Raw genomic sequence first — 24,908 nt, 5'->3', positions numbered from 1 at the left:
ATTAATAAACTGGCGATCTAATTTTTTTCGTGGAGTGGGGGCGGGTTTATCTAGATTGTTGGTAAAAATTAAATATGGTTGGTTAACCCGCCCCTACAGGAATTATGTTTTACCGTATTAATCCGCGTTAATCCGCGTTCATCTGCGGTTTCACAAACATCCTAACTCCAACTAAAATCTTCCTTCAACAAATCAGAAAGCTCCTGATTGTAAGGCTTAAAATAATTGGTTAATTCTTGTTCTATTTCCGGAGGCATATTACTGTAATCTTCGGCACTATTACCCTGATATTCTTTGACAGCACTCGCCTTAACATCCAAGAATTCTAACACCTCTGAAAACACATCTCCCGGATTTTTTTGAAAATCTTCGCTTTTGATAATTAGCAACTGTTCCCTGGGAAAATAATCGAGCCAATTCTTGATTTGTTCGACATAAATTCCTCTCGACAAGTAGGAATAATGCTGGTGGTTGAAACTGTAATAGCCTTCATCGGCTTTGAATTTTTCGATCTCACCTTTGAGTCTGTCTGGTTCAGATGCGATCGCCTTTTCAAAATCCAGCTTTTCACAGCCGATCGCCACTTCTAAATGATAGTGCATCCACGCTCTTTGTACCGGGTTGCGGAGCATCACAATCAGCTTAACATCCGGGAAACACTTGTAAACCCGCTCGGCCACCAACGGATGGTAAATATAGTAAGGAGTCATCTCCCACAGCAGCACTTTGTCACCCGCAACACTCCGCGTCAACTGCTTGCTGTACCACTCAACACCGCGCTCGAAATTCAATTCAAAAAAGTGTACTTGCTTAGCACCTTCTTTGATATTTTGCAAGTGATTTTCTAGATAGCCGTATAAAGCCTCGGTGCTGCACTTTTGAGCGCCCAGAATTAAAAAGTCAGGTGACTGCTTATTTTTCAACTGAGTGGAAATCTTGGCGTAGCTGGGATTATTTTTGTTCAAAGCGTGAACTTTGTCAGTTGTTTCTGGCAAATCCAGCACCTCCATTTTGCCGTCAAACTCCCAGCGGTAGGGCGGACAAAGGATCGTTTTTTGGTGTACAGTCGATCGCACGTACAGCGGATAAACGTGCCAGTGATAATCGTAAGCGTAGGCCCAGCTCTTCTCGTAAACCCCAGGATTCACGTAATACTGCCCGTTTCCTAAATCCAGCCTGTCTACGTGCAGCCGGATTTTGCCTTTACCTTTCGCCAGCGGTATCAACCGGCCCATTTGATTAGTATTAGTCTCAAAACAACTTTGACCGTCTTCCCGACTGATTGTCACCCCAAAAATTGCAGCATCAATCGATTTGGGAACCGTGTAATGAATTTCAATAGTAATCGTATCGCCGCTGTCTATTTCCTCATCCGGCAACACTTTGACATCCGTAATTTCTACTTCCAAAGAACCGAAACGGTTTTCATTAACACGCAATTCCGAGCCTGTACTTGTGACTTCAGGAGGACGCATGGGAGTGCGCTTTTCTGTTTCCGATCGCATTTCCGATAAATACTGACCGGCTACAACTTCCGGCTCTCCGTAAGCCTGGATTTTACCATCCCGCAGCCACAAAGCTCGATCGCACAATTTCTGAATTTGTCCAGCATTGTGAGAAATTAAAACAATCGCACAACCTTTAGTTTTAAACTCGGCTATCTTGTTCAAACATTTAGTTTGAAAAGCCACATCACCAACCGACAAATGTTCATCAATTAAAAGCACTTCCGGATCGGTGTGTACCGCTACCGAAAAAGCCAGCCGCATTTGCATCCCCGTACTGTAAGTTCGTAGGGGGCTGTCAATAAACTGTTCTAATTCTGCAAATTCAACAATATCAGAGAAGCGGCGCGTCGCTTCCCGGTGAGTTAAACCAGCTACTACCGCACCCACAAACACATTTTCTCGCCCTGTTAAATCCGAGTGAAAGCCTGCACCCAAATCCAACAAACCGCCAATTTTGCCATTGACTTTAATACTTCCTTCCTCAGCACGGCCGATACCTCCAATCAGTTGCAGTAGTGTCGATTTTCCTGCTCCATTTTTGCCAAGAATTCCCAGCATTTCCCCAGGAGAAACACTAAAACTCACATCTCGCAAGGCCCAAAAATGTGCTTGTGGCTTCATCCGCCACCACCCCCACAAAGCAGCCTCCATAATCGTAAAAGGTCGATCGGCACTGTAGCTGTTGAAACGCTTGCCTAAACCTTTAATCACAATTGCTTGACGCATTTACAATTCCTCCACAAATCGATCGCTTTGCCGTCTAAAAATTCCCAGTCCGATCGGCAAAAGAGCAGCTACTACTACACTCACAATTAATAATGCCATCCAATCAGGCTGCGTGCCTCTGAGGAGTACAGCTCGGTAAGCTTCAATCAACGGCACCATCGGATTCAACTGATAAAATATCAGATATTCTTTCGGGACGCTGTTGAGGTCGTAGAAAATTGGAGTCAGATAAAAAAGCATCTGCAACAGTACGCCTAGAGTGTGCTGAGTGTCCCGGAAAGTAACGTTCAAAGCAGCGAGGGGATAAGCCAAACCGACTGTCAAAAAAAACTGAATTACCAGCAGCACTGGCAAAAAAAACAGCACTGAATTCGGCTGCAAACCGTCAATTATCAGAAATATCATTAAGACTGGGAGCGCCAGTAAAAAGTGAATTAGCCCTGTTGCTGTTGTGACTACAGGCAAAATGGCGATCGGAAAATTTGGCTGTCTAATTAAAGCGCGGTTGCTGGTGATTAGTCCTGTTGCTTGAAATAAGGCACTTTGAGTCCAAGTCCAAATTAATAAACCACTGAAAGCAAACGAAGAATATTTTGGAATGTTGATTGGAATTACCGATCGAAACACAAAAGAAAAAACCGCCAACTGCAACAGTGGATTGATCAAAGTCCAAGCAATCCCCAGGGCCGATCGCTTGTAGAGTAGTTTCATGTCGCGATCGACCAACTCGCGCAGCAAATCAAAGAAATGAGCGACTTGGCGCCTGTAAACCAGTTGTCCTGCATTTCTCACTGGACACCCCCAGCTATTACCTGCGGTTCAACTTCCTGCGATTCCTCTTCAGCAAGGGCCACCAACTGCCGCGCTTGCAACTGAGCTTCTCGGTAAGCAAAAGGACTTTGCAAAGCCCCCAGCAATTCGCTGACTACGAATTTGCGGGGAAGTTTGCCAGGATTCCGCAAGCGGCGCAGCAGCCACCAACCCAACCACTCAAACACGACAAAGTGCACAAGTTGGGCGCGCCCTACGGTACGGTTGCGATCGCAAGTCAGCAAATAAGCCCCAAAACTGCGCCCGTTATCCTGTAACTGTCGGCTCAAAGCTTTGTCGCTGCGCCGGTGCAAGTGCCACACCAAAGTGCTCGGATCGTAAAAAGTCGTATATCCCTTCGCCAAAATCCGGTGAAACATCTCGACATCGCCAGCGCCGCGTGTCGCCGTCCCCACATCAAGAGCCACGTCAAAGTTGCCCACAGCCTCAAAAATTTGGCGGCGGAAAGCCATATTTGCTCCAACGCCGTAATTGCAAGCCCACAGCAAATCTTTCACCGAAAGTTTGTTACCTTCAACTTTGAATTTGTGTAAATATTGCAGCATTCCGCCGTAAACCAGCTCAAATTGCTGTTGGGGCATGGTTTCCAGTTCCGCAGCCGAGACTAAACCGCTGACGGCCATGACTTCGGGATCGGCAAAGCCAGCAGCAATTGACCGCAGCCAACCTCGATCGGGTCGCGCGTCGTCGTCGGTAAAAGCAATAATTTCGTGGCGGGCTTCCGCGATGCCGCGATTTCGTGCCCAGTCCAATCCTGGCCGTTCCTCTTTGACGTAGCGTACAGGTAATCCCGCGACGTATTCGGCAGTTCTGTTGTTGGAGGGAGCGTTGTCTACAACGATAATTTCGCGATTGGGGTAGTCGAGGGCCAGCAGCGATTCCAGAGCGCCTTTGAGTAAGTCAGTGCGATCGCGCGTACAGATGACAACGCTAATTGGTGGCAATTCTCGATCGAACTCTGCGATCGGGGCTAACTGCTCTGCCAAACTCAATTGAATCAACGTCTTGCCCATCTGCTCGACAATTGTTTGTCGCACTCGATCTGCCGAGATTGTCTGTTCCCAGGGATTGTTATTAACATAGCCCCAGCCGATCGGGCGTCCTCGGTAGCGAACCAAGATGCGGACGCCTTCATATTTTTCTAGTCCCCTAATCGGATTTATCTGTTCAGTAAACTCGATCTCAAGCATTTTTATTGCCATAATTTCCTCCTAACTAAATATCCGACTTGGAATCTGGCACTTTTAGATTTTAGATTTTAGATTTTAGATTTTAGATTGAAAAATTGATGGCAATTGTAATCTCAAATCGGCAATCCAAAATCGGATGGAGCATTAGGTATTTAGTATTTGTGATTGGCGATTAGGAAAATTACTAGCCATTAACATGAAGCACTAGCTATTAATTTCACTATTCCCATTACCTATTACCCCTTACAACTTACCAATTAGCAATTATTTAATTGCCAAAACACGATCTTCAAAAGCAAGTAAAGGTTGTGTTGCGATCGACTCAGAACTGTGTGGCATACCGTTAACCGCCATCGCTCTCGCCAGCGGTTCGGCTAAGTGCAGCGCCAGAATCGTTCGCAGGTGAACTCCCCGTAAAGGTTCGGCGCCAACTTCGGGAGGGATGTGACCGATTGTCAGCTTGTCGTAGTAAAGGTAAATACCGGCGGGTCTTTCGGCATCAATCCTTTGTTCTGCTGCTTCCAAACCTTGCTGCAAATCGATTTCTATTTCGTTTTCTGCCAAATCCGCGCGGGCCGGGCCTTCTTGCAGAAAACTAGAAATGCCCGATCGAGTTTTCAATTCGTCTACCACACCACGGAAGTACCAGTAACCGCGCAATTTAGTGTTCAGCCACCGCCAAGTACCGCGCATCCGGACAGCTTCTAGTAAATCTAGCGATCGTCTCAGTCCCAACACCAGCAAATCTAGCGCGGCCGGCCAGTAAAAAACCAGGGCGACCAAAATCCGATCGACCAGAGAGTAAGGAGTTTCGTAATCCCCTACGTGCAGAGTAGGTCTGAGTTCTGGGTGCCTCTGACCCAGCAAGACATCGGAGCGGCCTTCCGCACGCGCGCGCCGAAAAGAGCGATCGAGGTTGTTAGTTTCGTGTTCGTAGTGATACCCGACTGCATCCGCTGCCACAGCAAAAGGTATATTTGCTTTGAGCAAGCGTAAGCCGAACTCGTAATCTTCATGGGCAGTGCCTTGGCCGAAGCCTGAATCGAAGCCTCCGGTGCTAGCAAACAGTTCTGCATCCAGAGAAAGGTTGCCGGTGAGCAAGTCTTGATAAGTGTAACGATGAGCAGGCTGGCTCATCTCATAAAATTTTTCTTCCCACCAAGCCCGCACTGTTACGTCAAAGAATCTAGTCCCTCCCTGCAATTTAGGAGGATAAGGGCCGATTACCGCGCAGCCCGGACGCTGTTGGTGAATGCGTACATGACTTTCGACTAAAGGCGGAGTTGGTTCGATATCGTCGTCTATAAATATCAGCAGTTTTCCGGTAGCGGAGGCTGCTCCGGTATTCCGGGCGATCGAAGCAGCCCGACACTTTGCTTCAATAACCTGTATTTTAAACGGAGCTTGGTAGTCTTTGAGCATTGCCAAAGTATCGTCAATGCAGCTATCTGCAACTACCGTCACTTCGATGAGGTCGATCGGATAAGTCTGCGAGTGCAGGGCATCGAGAGCGCGTCGCAGCGAATAACTGCGGTTGTGACTGGGAATAATTACGCTAACAGTGAGATTTTCCCTGTTCATAATTGGTAATTGGTAATAGGAATTGGAAGATGGAAGATGGAAGATGGAAGATGGAAGATGGAAGATGGAAGATGGAAGAATCTCAGCTAATAACGTTCGCGAGCGGGGACGCTCGCGCTAATAACGTTCGCGAGCGGGGACAGCACTATGACTAATGACTAATGACTAATGACTAATGACTAATGACTAATGACCAATGACTAATGACTAATGACTACTGACTACTAACTACTAACTACTGACTTCCCTTTAATTTCTTGCAACCGTTTGCGAGAAGCAAAATAAGCCATCGGGCCGCCGATGCAGCCGCGAAGTTGAGCTAAGAGCAAGTCTTTTGGGATAGAGTCCGGTTTGTTTCGCAAAGAAGCAATCAACTCAGGCAGTTGTTTGTAGCGCAGCCATCCCCAGGCTAACAGCGGTATGCTAAACTCCCGATTTTTCACCAAAGTGCGCGTCCAGAAAGCGTAGACTCCAATTCCGTAGCAGTACATCGTTTTGCGCAAATCTTCCCAATCGCGCCGGTGACGATGCCAGCTTAGAGCCCTCGGTTCGTAGATAATGCGATAGCCCGCAGTCAGGATGCGGACATAAAGTTCGTGATCTTCCCCGCATTTTGCAGGCGTCCCCACACCCAAAGCTTCGTCAAATAGACCTACGCAGTCGATCGCGCTCTTCCGCAAAGCCATACTCGCCGAAACGCCTATAGGAGCTACAATCAGCGGGTTGCAGTACGCCCCGTCGAAGATGACTCGCTGAAATCCACGTCCGTGGGGGCTGTAACGCTCGAACCATTCTTGAGCTTCAGTTTCGAGTTCCAAAGGCATTACCAACCCGGTGACACACATAACTCGCGGATCGCCGAAATTGTGCAAGAGCGATCGCAACCAGTTCGGATCTGGTACTGCATCGTCATCTGTCAGAGCGATAACTTCCCCCTTAGCTTCCAGCACAGCGCGGTTGCGGGCAGTGCTAGACCCCGCCACGTCTTCCCGCACGTAGCGGACTTTTGGGTAATTTTCGACCAGTTCCCTCGTAGCCTCCGTGGCGGGACAATTGTCAATTACTAAGTATTCCTGACCGTCGTCGGGCAGCCGCATCAACGCGTCGAGACAGCGCTGCAAATCTTCCGGGCGATCGCGCGTGCAAACCGCTACAGTGGCTGTGGGCATTGCCTGTACTGGCCCGCGTTCGTCCCATTCCAGGGTCTCGTAGAGCCAATTTTTCCACAGGTTATCGCCCACAGCATTCATCAGTGTTTCCCGCAATTGGGAGCCGTCTATGCGACCTCCGACTGCGGGTAAAGTCGCTTGACCGATCGGTTTTCCGTGCAGTCTAATTAAAACCAAGGCTTTGCTGTAACGCTCCTCAACCGCTATTTCTGGCGGTAGTTGGGAGATTTCCAGGTCGAGAATAGCTGTTGCCATTTTAGATTTTAGATTTTAGATTTTAGATTGCAGAATTGTGAATTTTAGATTGCTGAACAAGGTTCAAAAAAAACATCTATTCTCCGTATTTTACCGGATGTCTTTTAGCCAAAATTGTTGTACGAGATAGCAATTTATCAATGTCATACTTGTCGCTCACCGATCGCGAATCAAACATAAAGCCTCATTTTGGTGATTGCTGTTATTTATTTTTACTTTCTATCGTCGGCTGATGTCAAGTTTTTTTTCTACACAATTTTTACCGCCGAAGGCGATCGCACGTCCGGGCTGATGTCAATTGCAGGTGTTAATCGCCCATGCTGTCGAGGTGACGATAGAATATTTAGTCAAAATTTGGGCGAATTGAGACCTAACATTGAAAGGACTAAAGTCCTTATTACGAACCAGTTTGTAGTAAGGACTTTAGTCCTTCTTTTTCTCTAAAGGTTTGTAGTAAGGACTGAAGTCCTTCTCCTCTAAAAGTTTGTAGTAAGGACTGAAGTCCTTCTCCTTCTATACTCGCGTTTGACTGTGCAGAATTTCTGCTAACAGCATCTCTTGGCTTTTCGCAGGTTCTTTGCAAGTCAAACACTCACAAACTAACCCGATAACACCTTCAGGTAAATCAGCCTCAATCTGACAGACAGCAGTCGGATAATACCGCGAAATCAATCCAGAAATCTGGTCGGGCGACGTGCGAATTAGGGTAGAATGCTGGTACCAATCTAAAGCCGAAAGTAGACTCGGACAAGCTTGGGGACTATCTCGGACAATACTGCTGAAAGCTTGCAAAGCTTGTTGGGCGCGATCGAGATATTCTAAATTTTGACCCAGCAGCGCCAAGCGAACCAAAGAGGCGATCGCAACTCCATTCGCCGCCGGAGTAGCATTGTCAGTATAACTGCGTTCCCGCACCAACAAATCCCCGCTAGCATCCTTAGCAGTATTGTAATACCCCCCCAACTCCACGCTCCACAAAAACTCATCAAACTCATCTTGCACCCGCACAGCTTTCTCCAACCAAAACTGAGAATTCGGCAATTGCTGTACAGATTCCCCGTTTCCTAACATCAAACTCGCTTGATGCAAATCCAACAAAGCTTTCACAAACAAAGCATAATCTTCCGACTGCGCCGCCACCGCCGATTGTCCGTCATAATTCAGTCGCTGAAACCGCCCGTCAATCCACTGATTGTCTAAAATAAAATTAGCAGCTTTCACAGCCAATTCCAAATACTCAAAATTCCCAAAAACAGCCCAAGCCGCAATCATTTTCGTGTCAGTAACTGCTGGAATTCTCCCCGGCCAACTGTCGTTTTTTGCTTCCTGATTGTTGCGGGCTGGCGGAAAGGTTTTTACAGTATCTGGATGGCCGCCGTAGCGCAGAGCAAAAAGTTTAGCTAAAGCCGTTTCTACCGTTGCATTCAGTTTTCCCGGATGTCGGCGTTGCAATACATTTTTGCCTTCAAAATTGCCACTGCGACTAATATCAAACGCTTCTTGAACTTCAGCAAATTCCTCGACAGTTAACAGCGTTTGTAGTTCGGTGTAAGTCCAAACATAAAACGCTCCTTCTTCCGGCTCAGACCCCCCCGTTGTCCCCCCTTGGTAAGGGGGGGTTGGGGGGGTAAAACTGTCAGCATCCTGTGCTGCGTAGAAATAGCCAGTCGGCGCAGTCATTTCTCGCTTCAACCATTCTACTGTCCGCGCGATCGCACTTTCAAAAGCTGGCTCTTCAATTCCCGCACTCCACAAATTCGCTAAATACTCAACAATTTGACCGTTATCGTAGAGCATTTTTTCAAAGTGCGGCACAGTCCAAGTTGCGTCAACCGTGTAGCGGTGAAATCCCCCCGCTACGTGGTCGTAAATGCCGCCCAAGGCTAAGTCTAAGCCGCGCTGAGTGCAGACTTGTTTGCTGTCATATTTTGCATCAAAATTAAAGTGCGTTCCCCGCAGTGCTAAATCAGCATAGGGCATCATTGGAAAACTCGGCCCGGGGTTACTCCGGGCAATAATTCCGGTATTGAGTTCTAAGCCTTTTTGGAAGACTTCGCGATTTAATTCTGCGGTTGTTACTGACAGCAGCGCCGACTGGTGGAGGTTGTCTAAAATTTCTCCTTTGAAGGCTTGCAATTTGCGCTTTTCTGTATCGTAAAAGCGGCGAATAGATTGCAACACTTCTAAAAATCCGGGGCGTCCGTAGCGCGGAGTTACGGGGAAATAAGTGCCACCGTAGAAGGGAACTCGCTCGTCGGGAGTGAGAAAAACGTTGAGAGGCCAACCGCCTTGGCCCGTCATCATTTGCAAAGCTTGCATATATATGCTGTCGATGTCCGGGCGTTCTTCGCGATCGACTTTTATCGGTACAAACTGCGAATTCATGTATTCGGCGATCGCGCGATCGGAAAATGCTTCTCCTTCCATCACTGTACACCAGTGGCAACTAGAGTAGCCAATTGACAAAAAAATCGGTTTATTTTGGCCCAGGGCCGTTTCTAAGGCTTCGTCGCACCAGGGCCACCAGTCGATCGGGTTTTCGGCGTGTTTCCGCAGGTAAAGGCTTTGGGATTGAGCAAGACGGTTGACCATAATCAAAGATAATTTAACTTGTGCTGAGTAAGTTTGTCAGTTATTTAGCAGTTTAGCGTGAGATGTTTTAGTTAAGTTTTGGCGACAATCATGTTTTAATATTATTACTGATTATCTCGATATAAAATGAGTTTATCATCTCGTCGAAATTTCAATCAACGGCTCGGACATTTTTTGTTGAGTGTTGTAGTTCCTCCTGTCATTCTCAAACAGTGCCAATCCGAACCATCTGAAAAAGCAGAACCATCTAACAAGCCTCTATTAAAAAGCAATAGTGACTCCAAAAAACAGGCAAAAAAATTAGTTCAAGAAGTAGAATTATTCGTACCGACTTTTTTGGGAAATGACCAGCGCAGGTTTTACGGTAGAGGTGTCCCCAAAGGCTTGAAGTTAATCAAGAAATTTGAGCTAGGAAGCGGCCGGACTTTTTTGGGAAGGCAATCTCAAGTTTGGAGTGGTGCCGGTTGGACTGGACAGCCAACAATTATCAGAGATCGGGATAAAACTTATTTAATTATAGGTGCTTTTGACCACTATTTGCACAAAATAGACATGGCGACAAATAAAGAAGTTTGGCGCTATGAATTTGATGATATAATTAAAGGAAGTTCAACAATTTATATCGACAAAACAGCCAACGCCGAAAACAGAATTGTGATTTTGCAAGGCAGCCGCAGTGGCGGTGGTGGCAAAAATCTTGTCCCGAGTTTTAGGGCAATATCTTTTAGAACCGGTAAGGAACTGTGGAAGTTGGACATCCGGAGAACGCCCAGCTACAGTCAGGATAACGATAGCAGTGCTTTGTATCTGGGCGATGGCCTGTTGTTCAATGCGGGGGAAAATGCGATCGGCTATTTTATCAATAGTTCTGCCAGCAAAGCTAAAGTTAAACAAGGAATTAAGCAACCGCAGATCTTGTCGGAAGTACAGCTTTATGCGCCAGGAGATATCAGCAAGCACGGCGGTAACTTGGTAGCAGAATCATCACCTTCTCGGCTCAAAGATAGACTGTTTATAGCTGCGGGTTCTGGACATATTTATGGGATAAGTATTAAAACAAAAAAGATAGTATGGGATTTCTATACTGGTTCAGATATTGATGGAAGTGCTGTAATATCTAAATCGGGTAAACTGTTTTGTGCGATTGAAAAACAATACATTGCAGGTAACGGCGGAGTCCTCAAACTAAATCCGAACAAAGAACCGAATGCCAGCGTCGAATGGTTTTTACCTACCGGAAATCGCCGACTTTCAGGCTGGGAAGGCGGGATAATCGGTTCGGTGGCGTTGAATGATGAGTACAATCCTGGGGGATTTCCAGCGCTATTTGCCACAAATGCGATCGATGGCAATTTGTACATCGGTTCCCAAGATACGATTACAGGTAAAAAGAATTCTGTACCTTGGCGAAATCAGTCTTACGATACTCCGGTAATCGTGTTTAAAAAGGAGATTGGTTCTTCGATTTCGACTCCGATTTTTACGGATGGCAATAAACTGATTAGTGCGGGATATAATGGTGTTTATTTGTTTGAGTTGAAGTGGGAACGAGCGAAGTCGGGGGATAAGAATGCTTTGAAAAATGCTAAGGGCGAGTTTTACCGTTTGAAGGTAAAAGAATCGGGTAGATTTAAGCCGGGTTTATCGTTTGAGGCGACACCTGTTGTTTGGGATGGGCTTGTGAGGATTTGCGCCCGGGATGGCTGGATGTATACTTTGGGTTAGAATTGATATTTTCCACAATACAGCAGCAACAGGCAAGATGCCTGTTCCACAATAAGCAGCAACAGGCAAGATGCCTGTTCCACAATACAGCAGCAACAGGCAAGATGCCTGTTCCACAATACAGCAGCAACAGGCAAGATGCCTGTTCCACAACTAATCAATTATCTTGTGGAACGGGCATCTTGCCCGTTCGATCGACTTTCGGCAGTTTCCGGGTGTTGAAATCCGCCAATGTCACCACCTACCGTTTAACAGCGCTTGTCTCTATCATGGAAAGGATATCAGGAATTATAGGAAACTTATTATATGGCGACCAATGACAGTCAAATAAATCAAATTTACGGTGCTGAGGATGCCCAAGGTATTTTACAGCTTGCGATCGCACGGCGACAAGATGACGGCGAACTTTCCCGAGTGCAGCTTTTCGAGATTGGGGCGGAATTAGGCATTTCCGAACAGGATATCGTGGCGGCGGAACAGCAATGGTTAGCCACTAGAGGTGAATTTCAGGAAAAGCTGGTTTTTAACTCTTACCGTCGCGGCAAATTGCGAAAAAACTTGACAAAATACGGCATTGTCAATACTTTTTTAGTTTTGTTTAATCTAGCAGGATCGCATGAGCTTTCTTGGTCACTCTTCATTTTACTAACCTGGGGATTGGGATTGTCGCTGAATGCTTGGAATGTTTATCAAACTGAAGGGGAAGATTACGAACAAGCTTTTGGGCGGTGGCGTTTGAAGAAACAGGTGGGAGAGTCGATAGGTACGGCGACGGATAAGTTTATGAAGTGGTTGCAGTCTTGATATTCAGTCACTCTTTTGTCAATGACATATTTATCAGCTAAAGTCTGCGATTGATTCACAAACTTCGCAATTACAGAGGAAACTAATCAATTTTAACATCAGGCTTCATCGCCCTGACTTCTGCTTTTAGATGAGGATTTAACCTCCAGGCAGGCTATTGCGAAGTGGCAACAATTAATTGCAAATGTAATTAAGTTCGATCGCGCAATCCCAACCTCAACCAAAAAATGCTATAATACCAACTTTAACTGCTAAACATATCCGCGAGCCGAAAACACAAGAAAATCTTATGGTGATTATTACCTCACAAGAAATTGCCCAATTTCGATCGCAATTAGCGGAATATCCCGCAGCCCTCAAAGCCCTAGACGAAATCGAAGATTGTGAAGGCAACATCGAAGATGCAGCTATTTCTCTAGCAATTCAAGCTGGACAAGAACCGAATATCTCTGAAAACTGGTTGGATGGATTGGCAAAAAGATGCCGCGTTGCTATTTGCAAATCTGAGGTAAAAGAAGAGTTGATAAACGGACAATTGAATGCTGCTTTTAGAGATTTAGTTGCTGCCAAAACTTGCCCGCAGATTTTGGTGACATCGGTGATTATTTATGTATTTAAAACTGGGGTAAATGATTTTTGCGAGCCTCTTGAATATCAGTTGTAAAGGTATCGATGGAGTTAAGATTCCCCGATTTCCCAAAACATGATACAACGAGGCGATTGCCTAGGGGATAGCTACGCTTATCTATCACTGTGCGCGGCTGTAGCTAGCGGGCACGACATCCGGCGACAAACCCAAAGATTTCCCCAGCAAGCGAGCAAGTTGCACTAAAAAATTAGCAGTATCTTCGTCACCTTCCCGGGCCATTGAAGCTGATATCTGGATTAGCATCTGCACAAATCCCGCATCTATTAAATCGGAACAGGAACTTAAAACCTCTGGTTCTTGACCGTTGGGACAGGTAAGCACTCGCTCGATCAAGTTCAAATAAGCCTCTTGACGTTCTGGATTCATTTTGGGGGGAAATGTACAGTAAATAATTTATTATTACGTTTAACTCGGTTCTGTCAATCAGGCGATCGCACAAGCGATCCCCGTCTTTCCTCTAGAAACTCCATTCAGTCAGGAATAGACAGAAGCTTAAAGAAAATCTTAAGTTTTTTGATGCTACTTTAGTGGAGATCTCGGCGCTGATGGCGCACCCTACAATTTAAGGGTAAGGTGCTGATGGCGCACCCTACAATTTAAGGGAATTAGGAATATCAAACATGAAAATAGGAATATTTTTAGGAAATCTCGGAAATCCCGCCATCTACTATCCGACACTAGGCAAAATTACTGGCGGAGTCGCGGCGAGCATTTTTCTGTGCCAATTGTTGCAATGGCAAACACAACAGTCTAACTCGGGCGAATGGGTGAAAACTAACAGCAGCGAAATTGAAAAAGCTACTGGTTTAAATCGCGAAGAACAGGAATTAGCGATACGGCTGCTGAAAGTGCGATCGCTCCTGAAAGCAAAATCCACAAATCCCAACACCGACACTCTCGAACTCTGGGCGGATATTGACGCCTTCGAGGAAAAATTTAATAACTTGTTGACACCTACTTCCGGCGATAGCATAACACAAACAAGCCGCGAAAACAACAATCTTCCTCTAGAAATATTTGCCGAAACTTACACCCCAGAGCGTGCGGTTAAAACTGACAAGTTTTTCGGGCAACCGCGGCAGCAAATAGCGGTTGCAGTCAATCCAAATTATCGATTTAGCGGGCCTTGGAATTCCCAAGAAGAACTGCATAACTTTCAGCGAGCTTTAGAAGAATATGCCAGACAGCATAACTTATGGTTTGGCAATCCTTCGGGATGGGCTTTTAAAATTATTGATAGCATGACAAAGGGCTTAACTTCGACTTTTTGGGACGAGTTTATCGCGGGAATTCCTTTAGGAGAAAGTCAGAAAGTTAAGCGGGAGTGGGAAATTGAGCCGGAAGTGCCTTATCCGGCGTTTGAGGAGGAGCGAATTCAGTATTACGTGCACAAGGGCGAACCGCTGGAAGCAGCGGTATCTAAAGCTCGTGCTGATTTGAGAAACCCGGTTTTGGGGAAGGATTTGTGGGAGGGTTTTTTGCGAAAGTGCGATCGAATTGCGGACGATGCGCTCAAAGCCAAAAACCAAGGGGTAGAAACCGCATATTTACCGTCTTCCTTCAACGAAAGACCACAAATTACCAAAGAAAGTGTGATGAATAAATTAGGGGCGATCGCGCCGCAATTTGCCCTGAATCAATCCACATCTGAACCAATTCCTGAACCGCCAAAAATCGAACAACAACAGCCACCAACTACAGACGAAATCCCGAGTATTTCGTTTTTACAAAAAGCTTACCAAACTTCTCTCGGTCGAAGTATAGTTGAAAAACAAATTGCTGCTAATCCAGAATGGGGCTATGAAATTTTTGACGGTGAAATTGTAGAATCTATCCCTTTTTAATGAGGCTAAAATGAAACGAATTAGCGATATCAATCCGCTGGGAAGTGAGCGCCCAAATCCTTCTAATCCAGAAAGAGAAAAGCTGCGTCAGGAAAGATTGCAGCGCGAGAAAAATTCAGGTTTTCAGCAGTTAATAGAGCTTTGTATTTTGGGCGAATACGACATGGCTAAACAACTTGCAGCCAGAAATTCTAGCTGGGGTTATGAAATAGTTGATGGAGTTGTAGTGGAGCAGATAGATTAGGTTCGTAGTGAGGACTTTAGTCCTTTCAAGTTCGTAGTGAGGACTTTAGTCCTTTCAGCCTCGGTTTTAAGGACTGAAGTCCTTACTACAAACCTAGTTTTGTGCATATGTTATAATTACAATAGAGACTTAATTTGTTTGAAGATTATGACAGTTATTAATGCCAAAAACTTAACATTAGGAGAAGTCCACCGTCTTTTCGGCTTACAAAAGCACTACAACAGCTCATTTACCTCGCTGTTATCCCTTGAAGATATAACAGAACACGAACAGCAGGAACTTATACAAATCCGGGATGACTTCGATGACTACATCTCTACCGATCGCGTTTCTGAAGGATTGGTACAAGCTCTGACTACTTTTCCCTTAATGCGATTAGCTGGCTTCTACCGCCCACCTATTAAAATTAGTCTAGAACAAGACATTGCCGAAATTAGCATTGAAGATGAAGACATAATCATTAAAGGGCGGTTTGATATTTTGGCAGTCAATAAATTAAAATCATTAAGAAGTGAAACATCTTTTTGGGTTTTAGTGATTGAAACTAAAAATTCAGGAATCAACGCATTTATGGGTTTATCCCAATTGCTTACCTATGCTTATCAAAATTTAAAATATCAAGACGCAATCTGGGGTTTGACAACCAATGGAATGGAATATCAGTTTGTCAATATCCGTCGTGGAAATCCGCCCACCTATCAGTTAATGCCTTTGCTAAATCTGATGGAACCAGAATCTTCAGTTGTGTTGCTGCAAGTGTTCAAAGCTATTTGCAAGCTCTAACAATCCAATCTTGAAACGGCGGAAGCAGCTTTTATATGTACAGAGGCGGTTTCAACCGCCGAGTCTTCTGCACAAAAAAATGAGGCGGGGAGAATTCCCACGCCTCAATTTTTAGCTAGCTTTTTCTCTACAAAATAGAGTTGTTAAAGCTTAGTAGCCTCTGGTGTTAGGCTTGTGCACGATGAAGCTCAGCACTTGGCACTGCTTCACGTTGTCAAAACCCATGACGCGGATGTAGCAGGTGGGGTTTTCAGAGCGGCAAGCTTGAACTTCAGTCATGATTTCTTGGACGCTGCGAGCACCAAACAAAGGCAACTTCCACAATGTCCAGTAGCGCATTTCAGCGGCAGAGGTTTCGTTGAATTCTACGCCGGGAATATAGCCTTGATCCAAGATGTATTGCAGTTGCTTGGCAATTTGGGCGTCTGTCAGCGGGGGCAAATATGACAGAGTTTCGTAACGACGCTCTTTAGGTAAAGTCTTCATTTTTTGTATCTCTAAGGTGTGTGTTCGATTCGCCAAGTGCGATCGATTAACTCGACAAATTATCCAGATTCGGTTCAGAATCTATTGAGGATGTTTCAGGATTGCTGCTAGCCACAGACCAATTAAGCTGCGTAATTCGCTCCAAATGCTGGCGTCTGTGTTCCATATTCGCCTGTTGAATGCCAGTACAAACCATTTCTGGCAAAAATTCCGTCACATCGTGCGCCAGATATTCTCGCACCGTCATGATCCGAAATCCTAAATCTTGATTTTCCCTCAGCAGTTCCTCAATGTAAGCTTCTCCATCTTGGATTTTGCCCTTGGTGGAAAAGTCATTCAGCCAGATTGCCAGAGGAGGATTGGTTTCGCTCAACTGAGCTACAACAATCCGCACGGATTGATAGGTTAGGTAACTTGCCAGCACCTTAGCGGTGTCTTTCGCAACTTGTTTGAGATCCATTTGACCCCAGCTCCCTCAAATTTTAGGTTTTGAATTTTAGATTTTGGATGCAAACTTACTTGTAAATCTTCTTCAAAGATAAAGACTTAACAGCAAGTTTGCGACCTAAAACTTAAAATCTCTAACCAAAAATCATCAAACGGTATCCATTGCCTCGAACTCAAACTTGATTTCTTTCCAGAGTTCGCAAGCAACAGCCAATTCAGGGCTCCATTTGCAAGCTTCGCGAATGATGTCTCCGCCTTCGCGCATCAAGTTGCGGCCTTCGTTACGAGCTTGAACGCAAGCTTCCAATGCAACGCGGTTAGCTGCTGCACCAGGTGCGTTACCCCAAGGGTGGCCCAAGGTGCCGCCGCCGAACTGCAAGCAGGAGTCGTCGCCGAAGATTTCAACCAAGGCTGGCATGTGCCAGATGTGGATACCACCGGAAGCAACTGGCATGACACCAGGCATGGAGGCCCAATCTTGGGTGAAGTAAATACCGCGGCTGCGGTCTTCTTCGATGTGGTCTTCGCGCATCAAGTCTACGAAGCCCATCGTGATGCCTTTTTCGCCTTCGAGTTTGCCCACAACTGTACCGGAGTGCAGGTGGTCGCCGCCGGACATCCGCAAGCACTTGGCAAGCACGCGGAAGTGGATACCGTGGTTCTTTTGACGATCGATCACGGCGTGCATAGCGCGGTGAATGTGCAACAGAATACCGTTGCGACGGCACCATTTGGCCAAGCTGGTGTTTGCAGTGAAACCACCGGTTAGGTAGTCGTGCATGATGATGGGGGTTTTGATTTCTTTGGCGAACTCAGCCCGTTCCATCATTTCTTCAAAGGTAGGGGCGGTTACGTTGAGGTAGTGACCCTTGACTTCGCCAGTTTCTGCTTGAGCTTTTTCAATAGCTTCTTGAACGAACAAGAAACGATCGCGCCAACGCATGAACGGTTGCGAGTTGATGTTTTCGTCGTCTTTGGTGAAGTCCAAACCGCCGCGTAGAACTTCGTAAACGGCGCGGCCGTAGTTCTTAGCAGACAGACCCAATTTGGGCTTAATTGTACAACCCAGCAAAGGACGGCCGTACTTGTTCAATTTGTCGCGCTCAACGGTAATACCGTGAGGAGGGCCTTGGAATGTTTTCAGGTAAGCAATGGGAATCCGCAAGTCTTCTAACCGCAGAGCACGCAGAGCTTTGAAACCGAAAACGTTACCAACCAAAGAGGTCAGCAAGTTGGTGACGGAACCTTCTTCAAACAAATCCAAAGGATAAGCGATGAAGCAGATGTATTGGTTGTCTTCACCGGGAACTGGCTCGATGTCGTAGCAGCGACCTTTGTAGCGGTCGAGGTCGGTCAGGAGGTCAGTCCACACAGTTGTCCATGTACCGGTGGAAGATTCAGCAGCCACAGCAGCTCCAGCTTCTTCTGGGGGAACTCCTGGCTGAGGTGTGACGCGGAATGCTGCCAAAATATCTGTATCTTTCGGCGTGTAGTCCGGTGTGTAATACGTTAGTTTATAGTCTTGAACTCCGGCTTTATACCCAGCCTTTGATTGAGTTTGGGTTTGCGCGTAAGCCATATCTCGCTTCCTAGTATTCGCTTAATTTTTTTGCCCGATCGCAGGCTCTTAGAAATATATCAATAAAGTGGCGCGTTACAATTTTAATATTCTTTTAATCATCATAAGTATTGTTTATTTAGCTTTACATTAGGAAATTTTATGTAACATATCTTATCAAACAAAAGTGGCGAAGGATGCAGGGCTAAGGGTTGGGGATCGATGAGATTTTAGATTTTAAATTTTAGATTTTAGATTGGAGAAGGAGAAAAAATTAGTCATAAATACTTAAATCATGGTGGAGATCGATTAAATTTTAGATATTAAATTTTGGGTTGGGGGTAGGAAAAAATTAGTTATAAATACTTATAGAACTCCAAAGGTACGTTGTTGGGCTTCAGCCCTCTTTACATATATTAGAAGAGGGCTGAAGCCCAACAACGTACCTAAAAGTCGGCAGCATAGCACATAATATGGACAGGACTTGTGCGGCAAACCGGGTTTCTGCGTTAGCTGCACGTAAGTCTACTATGGATATCTAGCCCCATCTTTACTCTGGTTGTGCCTCACCCCCCTTCACAAGCCGTCCACTGCATCAATCCAGATTGCCCAAGGCCTTACCCTCAGACTTGGGGCAACAATTTTTGTCAGAGTTGCGGGACTCCGCTGCGGCTAAAAAATCGCTACATACCTCTACAAGGGCTCGGTACCGGGGGTTTTGCAGCTATCTACACAGTTTGGGACGCAGAAACTCAAACCGAGCGCGTCCTCAAATTGTTGCTCGAAACTTCTCCGAAAGCGCTAAAACTGTTCGAGCAGGAAGCTTGGGTTTTGGCAATTTTGCGGCACCCCGGCGTTCCAAGAGTCGAGCCGGACGGTTATTTTCACGTCCAAACCCAAAATTTGGGAGGCGGGGATGGAAATGCCACAGGGAGGCGCTTACCTTGTTTGGTAATGGAAAAGATTCACGGCAAAACTTTAGAAGAAATTCTTGAAGATCACCCTCAGGGATGTCCGCAGGAATGGGTGTTTAGCTGGCTGAGTCAAGCTGTGCAAATTTTAGAGGAGTTGCATCGGTGTCAGATTATTCACCGCGACATTAAACCCTCCAATTTGATGCTGCGAGACCCGGAGTCGCCCCAAGTGTTGCTGAGCAAGGGTTTGGGCGGTTTGCAATTGGTGACGATCGACTTTGGGGGAGTTAAACAAATGGGCGGTGTCGAACCAATGGGGAAAGATTCTGCTTCTTCGACGCGGTTGATTTCGCCTGGGTACAGCCCGCCGGAACAAATTGTTGGGGGCCAAGTTGTCCCGGCGACGGATTTTTATGCCCTCGGGCGGACTTGCATTCATTTGCTGACGGGGAAGTATCCGGCGGAAATTGAAGATCCGATGACGGGGGAGTTGCGCTGGCGCCACATTGTGTCTGTGAGTCCGGCTTTTGCGAATTTGTTGGATGATATGGTGCGATCGAATATACAGCAGCGTCCGGCTTCGGCTGCGGATGTTCGATCGCGTTTGCAAGATATTTATGCTAAGAGTAAGGGCAAAATTGCGTTAGCCCCAGTCAGTCAAGCTATTGTGGAATTTTGCCGGCAAGTGGTGGTGGCGACGGCGCAAAAAACGGCAAGTTTGACGGTTTTGGTGTTCGGCGCGATCGCCCAACTTGTAGTAGCTTCTCTGGATACGGGCTGGGAAATGGTGCTCGGTGGGGTTGGTGGATCCGCAGGGGCGATCGGCGGTTTGGTTTTGGCCTATGCTTCGCCTATTGGCCCGGAATTTGCGAGTTTTTTGAATGAAGGTTTGCACCAATTAATTCCTTATATGAGTTTTAATGTCGGCCCGGAAGTGCTCTTGTTTGCTTTTGCGGGCTGGGGCACTGCGATAGGTTTGACGGATGCGGGGAGTTTTCGCCAGCAAAAACAGTATTGGCTGTCGGGATTGATGGGTGCTCAGGGCTATTTGTTGGCGAGTTTGTGCTGGATGGAAGCGACTGCTTTTAGCGGCGTGCAGGGGATTATTTTGGGGGCATTTGCGATCGCCACTTTAACCATCGGCATGGGTTTGCGGAGTCACCAATTAGCGCACGCTTTGGTGGTGGCTGCTTGTTCGACGGGAATGTTTCTATTTTTGAATGCTTTGAGCATTTTTCCAGGGAGTTTTTTAGGAATTTTGGATCTTTCGTCTGGTTATCCCTTCGGCTGGTTGCAGATTGGGAGTTCAATTGCATTTTTTGGTTTGTTGGGAAGTGCGATCGGGCTTTGTTTGGGAGTTAGTCATTATTTAGTTGTGCCCGTGTTGCGGTGGTTGGGATGGCGGTAGGCAATTTAGAGCGTGTCCGCTGGAATTTTTTTATGATTTTTAACCACATATAAACGCAAATATCAGCTTTTTATACTAAATCCGGCTTAAATACACCCTTTATTTATTAGTCCGCCTTCGCAGACTAAATTTTGTTTGCTTCGACCTCAAACTCTTATGACTGGCGCATTGCTACATTAGACTTGGAGGTCAAAAGTGATTTCAATCACCGAGCGATCGAGGGAGTAACGAACGCGGATTTCGTATTATACTGTCGGCTGACCGAAAATTATTTTAGGATTAGGGAGTTGTCATATCTCTATTCAGGGATTAATATAAGCTTTATAGGAGAGCAGGCTGAGCGGGATCTCTGGAGGAGGGTAGAATGATAGGACAAGGGCAAACTCTACCGATGGGTCAATCAGTAGGGGGTGGACGTTTCAAAATCATCCATATTTTGGGCAATGGGAATTTTGGCGAAACTTACTTAGCCGAAGATTGGCACGATTCGGGTAGGCAATGCGCTCTGAAGCGGTTCATCTTTGTCAGTAATAACCCTACAACTTTTGCCAAGGCAAAGGAGTTGTTCGAGCGCGAAGCCAAATTTTTAAAGAATTTAACGGAAAACCCTAAAAATTATTTGATTCCCAAGTACATAGGATACTTGTCAGAGGGTCAAGAGTTGTACTTAGCGCAGGAATACATTGACGGATGTACCCTTCGTGATGAACTAAATCGCAATACGAGGCTCAATGAGGATCGAGTTGCCAGTTTGTTAGAGGATGTACTCAATTCCCTGATATTTATTCATCAACAACAAAATATTCACCGGGATATCAAACCAGAAAATCTCATTAAGAGAAATGGGGATGGCAAGATAGTTCTCATAGATTTCGGTGCAGTTAAGCAGAAAGTCACTAAACTCACCTCTCCTGGAACTCAGATTCATACTGAAGGTTATGCACCGCTAGAGCAGATTCAAGGCTACCCAGAATATTGCAGCGATATTTATGCTTTAGGGATGACTGCTTTGGAAGCTTTGACAGGAGTGGAGCCTGAAAAACTCAAAGATGTTACTACAGGGAAGGTTGTGTGGCCTCATTCATTCAATGCTAGTAATAAGCTGAAGAAAATTTTGGAAAAGATGGTGGAGCATAATTGTAAAAGTCGCTATCAATCAGCAGAGAAGGTGCTAAACGATTTAAATTCAGGAGGTTTTACGGCTACTGCGGTAGTAGCCCCTATTTTACGTTCCACCATTCCATCGGTTCAAAATGGAGGAGGGGGAATATCCAAGCTGCCTATGTGGTTGTGGTTTGCGATCGCAACGCCCTTGGTTATGATCTTAGCTTTTGTGCTTGGGCTGCTTTCCACACCGCAGTCTCCGAAACCGGAGAGAGAAAAACAACAGGATATTCAATCACCTGAACCTACTCCCCAACCTAGTGATGACGATATATTCAAGCGTCCGCCAGGGACACCCTAGCCTTCGCTAGTGGATATAGGGACTTTTTGTGTTTGCGCCACAGGCTTGGCACGGAAAATTTCGCTAAGATACTTACAATTAAGAACACGCCTTCCTAGAGATGAATAGTACGAACAGCTTTTTGGAAAAAGCAGCACACATAGCAACAGTAATCGCAGCACTAGCTGTTTTAGTCGATGTTGGAATCAATCTCTCTCTATACTTCAGGGAGCAGAGTTCACAGATTACTAATGTAACCCCAGTTTCGCCAACCCTAGGTTCGATAACCCCAGATTCGGCAACGTGTGACCAAAACTCGTTGTTTTGTCGTCCTCCAGGGCAATAGCTTACAGATAGTTAGTCATCTTGATTCAAATTGGGTTAAGAACTATCACCGATCGGTAGACAAGTTGTGGTGAAAACTGCAATAATACAGTATAAGTTTTCTAAAAAATTAATTGTTCACGTTATGAGGTTGATCGATGAAAATTAAAACTACAGCTTCAGCCATTTTAACAATGGCTACGGTGCTATCAACATTTGGTTTGGCATTTACTAAATCGGCTGAAGCAGCACCCCGCACTTTCTCCTGTAAAATGAACTATGCCGTATGGACAACAGTCGTTAACGAAAGCGGCAAGCCCGAAAAAGCATTGATCCGGTGGGATTCTGATTTTGGTGGGCAAGTGGGTTATACGCGAGAGCGCCGATGCAACGAAGTCACTAACAGAATGAATAGCTACTTGAGCAACAGGGGTCAGTTCCTGACTCACGGTATTCAGAACGGTCAAAAAGTAATTTGTACAACAGACCGCCTGGGTAAAGACTGCCTCAACTTCCTTTACACGGTGAAACCAGAGCACGACCCCAAGGCAAGGCTAGAAGAATTGTTTGCACTGACAAACAAAAATAATACTCCATTGCCACTCCGAGAACGGCGTTGTGCTGCAACAAAAACATATATCTCTGTCGATGCCCTGCTTGGAGGGCAAACGGTTTTTGCGCGAGAAGTTTGTTCCGTTCGGTAAGTATCAGGTATCCTGATTAAATGAAGTTAACTTTAGTTAGATTTATCGCTTTAGCCTGTATAGGTGGTTGTCAATTGCTATCACCTACACAGGTTTCTCAGTCTTTTGACAAGGCTACCACTGCGGTAACAAGTGTTACGTCAGAGGCAGAAAACGGGCTCTCAAAGGATTTGATTCCTGAGAGGGCAAAATTAATTTCCTTGAGAGTTTATTCAATTAACCCACAAGAGTGGAAAAACAATGGTTTAATTTTGAATGAGAGTGGCTCTGGAGTTTTGATGGCTATGGAGCCGACACCAGCCAACCCGTCAGTCTATCAATATCTTGTCTTGACGGCTAATCATGTAGCCAAGGAATCGACAGGAAGAGCAAAAAAACCTGAGTTTTATATCCGTACCCCTGACGGTTTAATTCATAAGGCGCGTCGTCACCCCCAAAAATTCAATAAAACGGATTTAGCATTATTATATTTCTATAGCCCTTATCGCTACGAAGTGGCTGTAATTGCTAAGAAACAATCCTTAAAGCATGAAGATTTGATATATGTTAGTGGGTTTCCTTGTAACCTGGTTTTGACTACCATATCCTGTCCTGCGGAGTTTGTCGTGAAAAAGGGTCAAGTGAAGGCTGTACTGACTAAACCTTTAGTTGATAATTATAGTATTGGATACACCAATGAAGTTGTGGAAGGGACGAGTGGCGGCCCAATCTTGAATGAGCAAGGCGAAGTAGTAGGTATCAATGGCAGAGGTGAAGATGGGCCATCATCTCAATATAAGCGTGCAGATGGTTCAGACTCAAATGAAGATGAGATTAATTCGATGAAACCCTTGCGTTGGGGAATTCCGATTGACTTTTATCTCCAGCTAGATACCAAGAAACTGTTTAAGGAAATACCGCCTTTAAATCAGGAATTTGTACGCATCGGGTATATTGCCCAATCAGATTCTCAAACTAATCAATCAAAAAAGACACTACCTCCTGACCCTCAGAAATCTGCTGAAGAGAAGGATCAAGTTACATTTACGGCCGAAAAGCATAAAAATTCTCCGTCAGTAAATGAGTTTTTATCTAGATTAAAAGATAATGATTTATTGGTCAAAATTTTATTTTATTTCCTTCATGCTGTAGTGGTAATCTTTTTACTTCTATTCTTTTTGGGTCGGTTTGGGAAAATAAATACAACAGGAGCTACGGGGGCGAGTCAAAATAATAAATCTCCAGACAAAAATAGTCAGGATACAGTGCCAAGAGAGACAGAAAAACCTGGTTTGCGCGTCAAAGTGGGTAATTTATTTAACGGTCTTATTCAGAAATTAAAAGATACAGAACAAAACAAGGACAAGCAGCAGCCTATAGCTAATATTTTGTTTACTTTAGTTCAAGATATTGGTTGGGAAGCAGAAATTTCATCTCATGATGGTCAAAAAAATCAAAGTTATAAGTTATATTATGATAAGTATTTAAAAGAAAAATTTGATAAATGTGATGATTATTGGTTAAAATACGAAATCAAGGAATTTGTCATTTTCATAAAACAAGAAATTCCCACAGGGCTAGAGGGGAAACCTCTTCCTAAACTAACCCCCAGTAATGATTGCGAGGTCGAAAAACATACAGGGAATGATTCTCAAATATCTTGGTCATTATACAAATCTAAAAAAATATCTCAAAATGCACCTTCTCGCATTATTATAATTGAGTTTATTTTTTAATCAAATG

At 45.2% G+C, this 24,908-nt stretch carries 21 protein-coding genes; 11 read left to right on the top strand and 10 right to left on the bottom strand.

Annotated elements, in window-relative coordinates; all coding sequences use genetic code 11:
• Positions 1–161: 161 nt before the first annotated feature.
• The 6 genes from JGK07_RS09500 to JGK07_RS09475 all read right to left on the bottom strand — a co-directional run bounded on the left by JGK07_RS09500 (position 162) and on the right by JGK07_RS09475 (position 9,852).
• Complete coding sequence (locus JGK07_RS09500) at positions 162–2,234, bottom strand: Wzt carbohydrate-binding domain-containing protein (protein ID WP_293180950.1); 2,073 nt, start codon at positions 2,232–2,234, stop codon at positions 162–164.
• A complete protein-coding gene (locus JGK07_RS09495) occupies positions 2,235–3,026 on the bottom strand; it encodes an ABC transporter permease (RefSeq protein WP_293180947.1) in 792 nt (263 codons plus the stop codon).
• The gene (locus JGK07_RS09490) at positions 3,023–4,255 is read right to left on the bottom strand and encodes a glycosyltransferase (protein ID WP_293274518.1); all 1,233 of its coding nucleotides are present in this window, start codon (positions 4,253–4,255) and stop codon (positions 3,023–3,025) included. Before JGK07_RS09490 ends, JGK07_RS09495 begins: the two co-directional genes overlap by 4 nt.
• 264 nt (positions 4,256–4,519) lie before the next feature.
• Positions 4,520–5,836: a glycosyltransferase gene (locus tag JGK07_RS09485; protein ID WP_293191067.1), complete on the bottom strand. Its 1,317-nt coding sequence runs from the start codon at positions 5,834–5,836 to the stop codon at positions 4,520–4,522.
• A 224-nt stretch (positions 5,837–6,060) separates the two neighbouring features.
• Positions 6,061–7,260, bottom strand: a complete 1,200-nt coding sequence (locus tag JGK07_RS09480) for a glycosyltransferase (protein ID WP_293180935.1) — start codon at positions 7,258–7,260, stop codon at positions 6,061–6,063.
• Between the two features lie 513 nt (positions 7,261–7,773).
• The gene (locus JGK07_RS09475; RefSeq protein WP_293290838.1) at positions 7,774–9,852 is read right to left on the bottom strand and encodes a thioredoxin domain-containing protein; all 2,079 of its coding nucleotides are present in this window, start codon (positions 9,850–9,852) and stop codon (positions 7,774–7,776) included.
• Between the two features lie 126 nt (positions 9,853–9,978).
• Here JGK07_RS09475 and JGK07_RS09470 point away from each other — a divergent pair, with 126 nt between their 5' ends.
• The 4 genes from JGK07_RS09470 (at position 9,979) to JGK07_RS09455 (ending at position 13,045) form a co-directional block, all read left to right on the top strand.
• Complete coding sequence (locus JGK07_RS09470; protein ID WP_293224691.1) at positions 9,979–11,577, top strand: PQQ-binding-like beta-propeller repeat protein; 1,599 nt, start codon at positions 9,979–9,981, stop codon at positions 11,575–11,577.
• A 104-nt stretch (positions 11,578–11,681) separates the two neighbouring features.
• Entirely contained in the window at positions 11,682–11,897 is a 216-nt protein-coding gene (locus JGK07_RS09465) for a hypothetical protein (RefSeq protein ID WP_293290836.1), read from the top strand.
• Positions 11,884–12,381, top strand: coding sequence for a 2TM domain-containing protein (locus tag JGK07_RS09460; RefSeq protein WP_293180923.1), 498 nt, complete (start codon positions 11,884–11,886; stop codon positions 12,379–12,381). The genes JGK07_RS09465 and JGK07_RS09460 overlap by 14 nt, the downstream gene beginning before the upstream one ends.
• A gap of 289 nt (positions 12,382–12,670) precedes the next feature.
• The gene (locus JGK07_RS09455; protein WP_293180920.1) at positions 12,671–13,045 is read left to right on the top strand and encodes a hypothetical protein; all 375 of its coding nucleotides are present in this window, start codon (positions 12,671–12,673) and stop codon (positions 13,043–13,045) included.
• An 84-nt stretch (positions 13,046–13,129) separates the two neighbouring features.
• On the opposite strand, the gene JGK07_RS09450 is transcribed toward JGK07_RS09455, so the two are convergent.
• Positions 13,130–13,396 carry a hypothetical protein gene (locus JGK07_RS09450; protein ID WP_293180917.1) on the bottom strand — a complete coding sequence of 89 codons (267 nt, stop codon included), beginning with the start codon at positions 13,394–13,396 and terminating at the stop codon, positions 13,130–13,132.
• Positions 13,397–13,650: 254 nt separating this feature from the next.
• Here JGK07_RS09450 and JGK07_RS09445 point away from each other — a divergent pair, with 254 nt between their 5' ends.
• The 3 genes from JGK07_RS09445 to JGK07_RS09435 all read left to right on the top strand — a co-directional run bounded on the left by JGK07_RS09445 (position 13,651) and on the right by JGK07_RS09435 (position 15,901).
• The gene (locus JGK07_RS09445) at positions 13,651–14,874 is read left to right on the top strand and encodes a hypothetical protein (RefSeq protein WP_293180914.1); all 1,224 of its coding nucleotides are present in this window, start codon (positions 13,651–13,653) and stop codon (positions 14,872–14,874) included.
• 10 nt (positions 14,875–14,884) lie between these two features.
• On the top strand, positions 14,885–15,118 hold the full coding sequence (locus tag JGK07_RS09440) for a hypothetical protein (RefSeq protein WP_293180911.1): 234 nt from the start codon (positions 14,885–14,887) through the stop codon (positions 15,116–15,118).
• 147 nt (positions 15,119–15,265) lie between these two features.
• Entirely contained in the window at positions 15,266–15,901 is a 636-nt protein-coding gene (locus tag JGK07_RS09435) for a restriction endonuclease subunit R (protein WP_293180908.1), read from the top strand.
• 150 nt (positions 15,902–16,051) lie between these two features.
• Here JGK07_RS09435 and JGK07_RS09430 read toward each other — a convergent pair whose 3' ends face one another.
• The 3 genes from JGK07_RS09430 to JGK07_RS09420 form a co-directional block, all read right to left on the bottom strand.
• Positions 16,052–16,387: a ribulose bisphosphate carboxylase small subunit gene (locus JGK07_RS09430; RefSeq protein ID WP_293154020.1), complete on the bottom strand. Its 336-nt coding sequence runs from the start codon at positions 16,385–16,387 to the stop codon at positions 16,052–16,054.
• 46 nt (positions 16,388–16,433) lie between these two features.
• Positions 16,434–16,847 (bottom strand): chaperonin family protein RbcX, encoded by a 414-nt coding sequence (locus tag JGK07_RS09425; RefSeq protein WP_293154023.1) that lies wholly within the window; start codon positions 16,845–16,847, stop codon positions 16,434–16,436.
• A 135-nt stretch (positions 16,848–16,982) separates the two neighbouring features.
• Positions 16,983–18,413: a form I ribulose bisphosphate carboxylase large subunit gene (locus JGK07_RS09420; protein WP_293154026.1), complete on the bottom strand. Its 1,431-nt coding sequence runs from the start codon at positions 18,411–18,413 to the stop codon at positions 16,983–16,985.
• A gap of 540 nt (positions 18,414–18,953) precedes the next feature.
• On the opposite strand from JGK07_RS09420, the gene JGK07_RS09415 reads away from it, so the two are divergent.
• From JGK07_RS09415 to JGK07_RS09400, 4 genes are all read left to right on the top strand, one after another.
• The gene (locus JGK07_RS09415; protein WP_293241728.1) at positions 18,954–20,714 is read left to right on the top strand and encodes a serine/threonine-protein kinase; all 1,761 of its coding nucleotides are present in this window, start codon (positions 18,954–18,956) and stop codon (positions 20,712–20,714) included.
• Between the two features lie 364 nt (positions 20,715–21,078).
• On the top strand, positions 21,079–22,179 hold the full coding sequence (locus JGK07_RS09410; protein ID WP_293196817.1) for a serine/threonine-protein kinase: 1,101 nt from the start codon (positions 21,079–21,081) through the stop codon (positions 22,177–22,179).
• A 461-nt stretch (positions 22,180–22,640) separates the two neighbouring features.
• Entirely contained in the window at positions 22,641–23,186 is a 546-nt protein-coding gene (locus JGK07_RS09405; RefSeq protein WP_293196816.1) for a COP23 domain-containing protein, read from the top strand.
• 20 nt (positions 23,187–23,206) lie between these two features.
• On the top strand, positions 23,207–24,901 hold the full coding sequence (locus tag JGK07_RS09400) for a serine protease (protein ID WP_293241731.1): 1,695 nt from the start codon (positions 23,207–23,209) through the stop codon (positions 24,899–24,901).
• Positions 24,902–24,908: the final 7 nt, after the last annotated feature.

It is taken from the genome of Microcoleus sp. PH2017_24_DOB_U_A (genome assembly GCF_020738205.1).
Lineage (GTDB): Bacteria > Cyanobacteriota > Cyanobacteriia > Cyanobacteriales > Microcoleaceae > Microcoleus.
This window is presented reverse-complemented; position numbering and strand designations above follow the sequence as displayed.